The 6,961-nt window shown below is 35.8% G+C and carries 5 protein-coding genes, 9 tRNA genes and 1 pseudogene; 1 reads left to right on the plus strand and 14 read right to left on the minus strand.

Annotated features, from left to right (window positions below; translation table 11 throughout):
- Positions 1-5: 5 nt before the first annotated feature.
- The 6 genes from queG to AC0IXC_RS24960 form a co-directional block, all read right to left on the minus strand.
- Complete coding sequence (queG, locus tag AC0IXC_RS24935; protein ID WP_012260276.1) at positions 6-1,148, minus strand: tRNA epoxyqueuosine(34) reductase QueG; 1,143 nt, start codon at positions 1,146-1,148, stop codon at positions 6-8.
- Between the two features lie 200 nt (positions 1,149-1,348).
- Positions 1,349-1,422: transfer RNA gene (locus AC0IXC_RS24940), tRNA-Gly, on the minus strand.
- Positions 1,423-1,537: 115 nt separating this feature from the next.
- Positions 1,538-2,191 carry a DsbA family protein gene (locus tag AC0IXC_RS24945; protein WP_002091101.1) on the minus strand — a complete coding sequence of 218 codons (654 nt, stop codon included), beginning with the start codon at positions 2,189-2,191 and terminating at the stop codon, positions 1,538-1,540.
- Positions 2,192-2,377: 186 nt separating this feature from the next.
- Positions 2,378-3,154 carry a transglycosylase domain-containing protein gene (locus tag AC0IXC_RS24950; RefSeq protein WP_002029649.1) on the minus strand — a complete coding sequence of 259 codons (777 nt, stop codon included), beginning with the start codon at positions 3,152-3,154 and terminating at the stop codon, positions 2,378-2,380.
- Positions 3,155-3,683: 529 nt separating this feature from the next.
- Positions 3,684-4,145 (minus strand): NUDIX hydrolase, encoded by a 462-nt coding sequence (locus tag AC0IXC_RS24955; protein ID WP_002010362.1) that lies wholly within the window; start codon positions 4,143-4,145, stop codon positions 3,684-3,686.
- 150 nt (positions 4,146-4,295) lie between these two features.
- Complete coding sequence (locus AC0IXC_RS24960) at positions 4,296-5,015, minus strand: YebC/PmpR family DNA-binding transcriptional regulator (RefSeq protein ID WP_002113875.1); 720 nt, start codon at positions 5,013-5,015, stop codon at positions 4,296-4,298.
- Positions 5,016-5,676: 661 nt separating this feature from the next.
- Between AC0IXC_RS24960 and AC0IXC_RS24965 the strand changes: the two are divergent.
- A pseudogene (locus AC0IXC_RS24965) lies at positions 5,677-6,008 on the plus strand (DUF3884 family protein).
- 209 nt (positions 6,009-6,217) lie between these two features.
- On the opposite strand, the gene AC0IXC_RS24970 reads toward AC0IXC_RS24965, so the two are convergent.
- The 8 genes from AC0IXC_RS24970 to AC0IXC_RS25005 all read right to left on the minus strand — a co-directional run bounded on the left by AC0IXC_RS24970 (position 6,218) and on the right by AC0IXC_RS25005 (position 6,961).
- Positions 6,218-6,299, minus strand: a tRNA-Leu gene (locus tag AC0IXC_RS24970).
- A gap of 9 nt (positions 6,300-6,308) precedes the next feature.
- A tRNA-Cys gene (locus tag AC0IXC_RS24975) sits at positions 6,309-6,379 on the minus strand.
- A 14-nt stretch (positions 6,380-6,393) separates the two neighbouring features.
- Positions 6,394-6,468: transfer RNA gene (locus tag AC0IXC_RS24980), tRNA-Gly, on the minus strand.
- 5 nt (positions 6,469-6,473) lie between these two features.
- A tRNA-Gln gene (locus AC0IXC_RS24985) sits at positions 6,474-6,548 on the minus strand.
- Between the two features lie 66 nt (positions 6,549-6,614).
- Positions 6,615-6,690 (minus strand) — tRNA-His (locus tag AC0IXC_RS24990).
- A gap of 19 nt (positions 6,691-6,709) precedes the next feature.
- Positions 6,710-6,783, minus strand: a tRNA-Trp gene (locus tag AC0IXC_RS24995).
- An 8-nt stretch (positions 6,784-6,791) separates the two neighbouring features.
- A tRNA-Tyr gene (locus tag AC0IXC_RS25000) sits at positions 6,792-6,875 on the minus strand.
- Positions 6,876-6,885: 10 nt separating this feature from the next.
- Positions 6,886-6,961, minus strand: a tRNA-Thr gene (locus tag AC0IXC_RS25005).

Raw genomic sequence — 6,961 nt, forward strand, 5'->3', positions numbered from 1 at the left:
ATTATCTACTCTTTTTTCTGTGCTAACAATTCAAGTCCACGATTCATTTCATGAAGAACCTCTTCATCTTTCTCACGTTCCATCGCTTTTTCAATCGCTTCTCCTACTCCATCTCCACCAATTTTCCCAAGTGCCCATGCTGCTGTTCCCCGAAGGACTGGTCTTGGATCATCTTTCATAACACCGATTAAATCAGGAATTGCTGCTGTTTCTTTAAAATGCGCAAGTGCTAAAATAGCATTTCGTTGCAATGGTTTTTTACCTCTCCATGAACCAGACATAATTCCATACTTCTCTTTAAAATCACGATTACTAATTGTTAAAAGTGGTGTTAATAACGGTTTAACTAACTCAGGGTCAGGCTCCATTTCAGGATGGTTATGAAAATCCATTCCTTTATTTTTCGGACAAACAGTCTGACACGTATCACATCCATATATACGGTTTCCTATTTTATCGCGATATTCTTCAGGCAGAAACCCTTTTGTCTGTGTTAAAAATGCAATACATTTCTTCGAGTCCAACTGCCCGCCTTGTACTAAAGCACCTGTAGGACAAATATCAATACATTTCGTACAACTTCCACATTGATCTTCTATTGGCCGATCAGGAGGGAATGGAACATTCGTAATCATTTCTCCTAAGTATACATACGAACCAAATTCCGGCGTAATAATAGCGCAGTTCTTACCACTCCATCCAATACCGGCACGCTCTGAAACAGCTCGATCACTTAGCTCCCCTGTATCAACCATTGATTTCACTTCTATATCCGGCAGCTTTTCGATTAAATATGCCTCTAACTTTTGCAAACGATCTCGTAGAACAAGGTGATAATCTTGGCCCCAAGAAGCACGGCAAAAAATCCCACGTCGTTCCCCTCGTTTACTTAATGGTGCATTTTTTAATTTTGAAGGGTATGCTAAAGCAATCGCAATAATTGATCTCGCACCAGGTAGCAATAGCTGTGGATTCGTTCTCTTCTCTATATCAGGCTCTTCGAATCCAGACTGATAATTCAATTGTTGTTGCTGGATTAGGCGCTGCTTTAATTCCTCAAATGGTGAAGCACTGGCAAAACCTATTTTATCTATACCAATCGTTTTACTATACGCAATTACATCTTGCTTTAATTGTTCAAAGTCCATTTTCAATCGCCTCCACCGATGAATCCATCCCTTATGTAACGACTATACTGGTTATCAATTCACTTTTGGAATAATATTCTTCACTTCTATTTTCGCATACAATTATGATTTTCAAACATTAAAAAACGCAATGCTTCGTTTATCTTAGAAACGAAACACTGCGTTGATCACAATTTATTAGAAAAACATTAAATAAAATTTGGAGCGGGTGAAGAGAATCGAACTCTCGACCAGAGCTTGGAAGGCTCTTGTTTTACCACTAAACTACACCCGCAAATATGAAAAAAATATAAGATATTGAAATAACTTATGTATAGTAGTATAGCATGTAAAAAAAATCGAAGCAAGAAATTTATCGAAAAAAGTCGAAAAAGTGATGAGATACCTCATCACTTTTTCAATTCTTTATCAATCGCCTTCTTCATACTATCGAAATCAGGGTTTGCAAGATTCCCATTTATATATACTGAAGGAGCACCTTGAACTTTTAATTTTTGAGCACGATCTGAATCTTTACGTACTTTGTCTTTCATTTCTTTACTGTGTAAATCTTTTTTAAACTGTTCTACATTAATTTTCGGAAGCTTTTCTTTCACAATATTAAGAAGTAATTCTTCTGTAATCCATTCTTCCGTATCTTTCTTTTGATTTTGATAAATCTCATCATAGAAAATCCAGAATGAATCTTGATCTTGTTTATAAATTGCTTCACCGGCAGCTGCACCTAAATCAGAGTCTTTTCCGATAAACGGGAAGTTAATAAAATATAACTGCACTTTACCTTTATCAATATACTCTTCTTTTAATCGTGGTAATACTGTTACATCCCAAGTACGACAAGCTGGACATTTAAAGTCTCCAAATTCAACTACCTTAACTGGAGCATCATCTTTTCCTAAAGATTGTTGCGTAGAATAAGCAAACATCTCATTCCCTTTATCTTTCTTGTCATTTATGATGCTATACACAATCGTCCCGATTACAATCAATACTGCGATAGAAAAAACTATACCAAGAGCCATGAGTTTGTTTGATGATTTCATATACATTCCTCTTTAATTTCATATTCTGTATACATCATTGTACACAATACACATAATATCAATACTTACATAGGTCACGCAATGAACACGCTCACATAAATTACAAAAATACAACGTTTGTGACAATATTGTGTCGCCTTTTGTCACAAATTATTAAAAAAAGAAGCTCCTATGTAGGAACTTCTTTTAACTTACTGCTTTTTCACGGGCATTTTTTAACATGGATTGCTCTGTTTTTATATCATGGCGAATTACTAATTTCTCACTAACTGCTTGCACATATTCATCATGATTTATATACCCTTCTTTCTCCATTAGCCTTAAAACTACATTCCGTCTCTCAACTGCTTTATCATAATTTTGTGCAGGTGAGTAATAAGCCGGTGCTTTTACTATAGCAGCCATCATTGCACTTTCAGCCAGTGTTAATTGATCCACTTTTTTACCGAAGTAAAGGTTTGCTGCTTTTTCAATCCCCCATGCGCCTTCTCCGTAGTAAATATTACTTACATACAATTTTAATATCTCATCCTTTGTGAATGTACGTTCAATCTTTTTCGTATAAAAAATTTCTTTCCACTTACGGGAAAATGTACGTTCATTAGATAAGAAAGCATTTTTAGATAACTGCTGTGTAATCGTGCTTCCTCCTTGCACAACACCACCAGCTTTTATATTCTCAATAGACGCCCTGATAATCGCTATATAGTCTAAACCGTTATGATGATAAAATCTTTTATCTTCCGTCGCAATAAATGCGTGTGTTAATGATTCTGGCACCTCTAAATTAGCAGGTACATGTAATTTACTAATATCACTTCGCTCAATCATTACATTTCCAACGAATAATAATGCAAAACTTAACAATAATAATAATATAATGGCTTTATAAAGAAATTTAGTTAATGGATTTAATGCAACTTTTTGATGATAGTTCACTCTTGATAATACTCGTTCTTTCATCTCGAACACCTCTTTTCCACACAGCATATAACTCTTAATTTAAGAATACCTTGTTATAAAAGAATATCCCATCGATTTCTCTTACACCTACCTTACAACATTGTAAGGTGTAAAAATGTATTGTATCACAGTCCCTTTTTATCTACTATTCATATGAAATATTGAATATACATTTATTTATCACACTATTTATAGGAAGTAGGACTCTCCTTAATTTCACTTTATTCTTTTATTATATCAGTTTATACATTTATGCTTTTAAACATCTAGCAATCTAATTATATACGATATATCACCATTATACAGAACAAACGTTCTATAAATCAATACTAGCTTTCGGATTATCTCGCTATTTGTGTGCAGTAAGAATTCTCCCTCAAAACTTGGCTAAAGCTAGGAAATTAGGTGGTAGTCCTGCTTCCTCCACTAATTATTAGCCTACACTTTATTATTGTGACCTTTTTCTGAAACAGTATACATAAAGAAAAGGTTAGCAATTTGAGCTGTCCTCAAATAACTAACCAAAACTTTACAACCTTCCTATAAGATTATATGGCTGAACTTCCCATGTTTCGTATGGAATGAAATGCATTGCTTTCATCGCATCAAGTGTCCTTGATTTCATATGAGGACGCGTTATATACTCATCAATGTTCTCTTCGTTTAAAGCAACAAATTTAGCCTCTTGTATTTCTTCAGATTGAATTTTTATTTCACCACTAACATATGCTACTTTAAAAACAACAGCTACAATATGCATAGAAGCATTATAATAAATCCCTGTAACTCCGATAGGCTTCACAGTTAATCCTGTTTCCTCCATTATTTCTCTGCAAACAGCTTGATCGAGCGCTTCCCCTTCTTCTACCTGTCCTCCAGGCATTTCCCACGTATCTGCTCGCCAGTGCACTTTCGTTAAAAGCACCTCATTCTTTTCATTTGTTAAATAACCTGCTACGGCAACAATATGCTTTGGTGTTTTATGCTCCACAGAAATACCTCCTAGAAATATGATTATTTAAAATACAAACCTATAACCATATTCCCTAGCAGCTACAAAATACCTTTAATACTTTACCACCTTAATTAACTCCATAAAAAAAGACCCTATCCGTTAAAGGAAAGGGTCTTCTATCTTATATTATTCCCCTAAGTCTACGTTGTGGTAAACTTGCTGTACATCTTCTAAATCTTCTAATGCATCAACCATTTTTTCAAATTGCACTTGAGCATCTTCAGGAAGTTCTACATCACTTTGTGCAAGCATTGTTAATTCTGCAACTGTAAATTCTTCAACACCAGCACCTTTAAGTGCAGATTGTACTGAATGGAACTGATCAGGTTCAGCATAAACGATAACAGAATCTTCTTCTTCTAGAATGTCACGTGCATCTACATCTGCTTCCATTAAGATTTCAAGAACTTCATCTGATGTTTTACCTTCAAGACCGATAACAGCTGTCGCATCAAACATGTAAGCGACAGAACCGTTTACACCCATGTTACCACTGTTTTTGCTAAATGCAGCTCGTACATCTGCTGCAGTACGGTTTACGTTATTTGTCAGTGTATCTACAATTACCATAGATCCGTTTGGTCCAAAGCCTTCATAACGAAGCTCGTCATAGTTTTCTTCTGAACCGCCTTTTGCCTTTTCAATCGCACGGTCAATAATTGTTCTTGGCACGTTGTATGTTTTCGCACGTTCTAATACAACTCTTAACGTTTGGTTTGATTCTGGATCTGGCTCGCCTTGTTTTGCTGCCACATAAATTTCACGTCCAAATTTCGCGTATATACGGCTTGTATTTGCATCTTTTGATGCTTTTTTTTCTTTAATATTGTTCCATTTACGGCCCATACTTTCCACTCTCTTTCCCATTTTAAATCTACATAAAAATATTAATATGAAATATAATGTGTATTCAACACATTTTTAAAAGAAATATAAAAAGTTCATTTTTGATTCATATTACAGACATAATATAAATCACTATCATTTTGTTCTTTCGACAAGTTATATTATACATGAATTCCTAAGTTTATTACGAATTTTAGAATCACATAGCATAATTTAACAAAAAAAAACCTAACATTTCTGTTAGGGTCTTTTTAGGTGACATTTATATAGAGTGCTACCCTTAAAATCCTTTATTTTAAAGCATTTTAAAAATTTTGAGCTTCTTTAAACATGATAAATTAAAATGAAACGGAGCCAAAATGGAATCATATTAAATAACTGACACCTTTTACTTTCATTTCTCTCCCTTGATTAAATTTATCATATTTCATTTATTACTGTGATGATTTATTTTATTATTTCTCGCTAAACAATAAGAAACAGGGCAAAGCTGCCATGTCCTTTTAAAGATTTGTTATGTAGTATGTTATGAACTATTCATTATCAAACTAAAGTTATTCCTTTTCATTCCTCTACTAATCCCATAATATTTCCTTAATTACTTTCTATTGCTGTATAATTAAAATAGGAAAAAATTTGAAGGAAAGATAGGGGGAGAATTATGACACATTCAAATGAGAAAAAATCACATGGTTTTAAAGGAATAGGAGAGAAGTTAAACCCAACTATCTATCAAGTGAGATTCATAAAATTGGATGGTCCAATTCACTTTGATTCGTTCCCTAAATTAAAGGAATTAGGGGACTGGTTGAGTACTTCAACACAAATATGGTCGTGTCACTCAACTATGTACAAGTACAACACAAGTACAACAGAGAAGAGTTTGAAAAGAAGTTTTTCGAAATTACGAAATTACCAGCTGATAATGTGGTAATTTCAACTGGTGGTATCGGATTTAACTTCATGTCACCAGGGTGGAGAGATTCTCTCTAGAGTGCTCGAAAAAATTCTTGTATATGTAATATTCTACTGAAATTTTATCCTTTTAATACTTCATAGTTTTTTCCAACTGTATCTAAAGTTCGTCACTTACTCACCGCACACTACCCCAACGCACTATTAGTGCTTATTTTGTAGTGTGAAAAAAACACAAAAAAACTCTACACAATTAGTGTAGAGCCTTGATGTTACGCCGTTCGTGATACCGATGGTCGGGGTCGAACCGACACTCCCGAAGGAACACGATTTTGAGTCGTGCGCGTCTGCCAATTCCGCCACATCGGCATAAAAGAAAGGCGGCAACCGGATTTGAACCGGTGGTAAAGGTTTTGCAGACCTCTGCCTTACCACTTGGCTATGCCGCCATATGAAGTTAAAATGGAGCGGAAGACGGGATTCGAACCCGCGACCCCAACCTTGGCAAGGTTGTATTCTACCACTGAACTACTTCCGCAAAAATGGCTGGGCTAGCTGGATTCGAACCAGCGCATGACGGAGTCAAAGTCCGTTGCCTTACCGCTTGGCTATAGCCCACCGAAGTTTTACTTAATTATATGTAAGTATCCATTAATTTATTTGTAATTTTTTAAAAAATAAAAATGGGGCGACTGATGGGAATTGAACCCACGAATGCCGGAGCCACAATCCGGTGCGTTAACCACTTCGCCACAACCGCCATGTTGTGTTTATATATTTGGCAGGGGCAGTAGGAATTGAACCCACACTGGAGGTTTTGGAGACCTCAGTTCTACCTTTAAACTATGCCCCTATGTAAAATGGTGGAGGGGGGCAGATTCGAACTGCCGAACCCGAAGGAGCGGATTTACAGTCCGCCGCGTTTAGCCACTTCGCTACCCCTCCGAAACTTACATGGTGCCGGCTAGAGGACTTGAACCCCCAACCTACTGATTACAAGTCAGTTGCTCTACCAATTGAGCTAAGCCGGC

Source organism: Bacillus sp. AC266 (assembly GCF_979253805.1).